Below are 633 nucleotides of genomic sequence, written 5' to 3' on the forward strand. Positions count from 1 at the left end.
GGCACGAAGGTGCGCAACATCCGACTGGTCGACGGCATCGGCGATCACGACATCGACTGCAAAATCGACGGCGTCGGCGCGATGCAGCTGAAATCCAGCGTCGTGAAAAAGGTTCTCGGCACCGGCTCCACCTTTTGATTGATCTTTCGCCCGCTCCGGGCGGATTCAGCGCGGCACCGGATAGCCTGATCGGTGGCGCTCACGGCCCGGGAGGTTCCCGGGTGCCCCGTGCGCGGCGCGCAGACCACACACCCCGAGGAGACGCATGACCCCCCGCCAGCTGTTTCGCACCTTCGCCATCGCCGAGGTCATCACCTGGGCCGGGCTGATCGCCGCGCTCATCATCCGGGGGACCGGGGGCTGGCCGGGCGCGGTCTCGGTCGCCGGGGGCATCCACGGCTTCGTGTTCCTCTGCTACGGGGTGACGACCGTGTTCGTCTGGGTCAACCAGCGCTGGTCCGCGGGCACCGGGATCCTCGGCCTCGTGACCGCGGTGGTGCCCTTCGCCACCGTGCCCTTCGAAATGGTGCAGGACCGCAAGGGCCGCCTGGAGGGCGGGTGGCGTCTCGCGCCGGGTGGGGAGCAGCCCCGAAACTGGATCGAGCACATCCAGGCCTGGGTGCTCAAGCACCC

Annotated in this window: 2 protein-coding genes; both read left to right on the forward strand. The window is 68.7% G+C overall.

What is annotated here, in order from left to right; translation table 11 throughout:
* A partial coding sequence (locus OOT08_RS15930) for a PhnA domain-containing protein (RefSeq protein ID WP_325094016.1) occupies positions 1 to 138 on the forward strand: 138 nt, incomplete at its 5' end.
* Between the two features lie 127 nt (positions 139 to 265).
* The coding region (locus OOT08_RS15935) for a DUF3817 domain-containing protein (protein ID WP_325093813.1) at positions 266 to 633 on the forward strand (368 nt) is incomplete at its 3' end.

Origin of the sequence: Leucobacter sp. M11 (genome assembly GCF_035726885.1) — a bacterium.
Lineage (GTDB): Bacteria > Actinomycetota > Actinomycetes > Actinomycetales > Microbacteriaceae > JAPFRB01.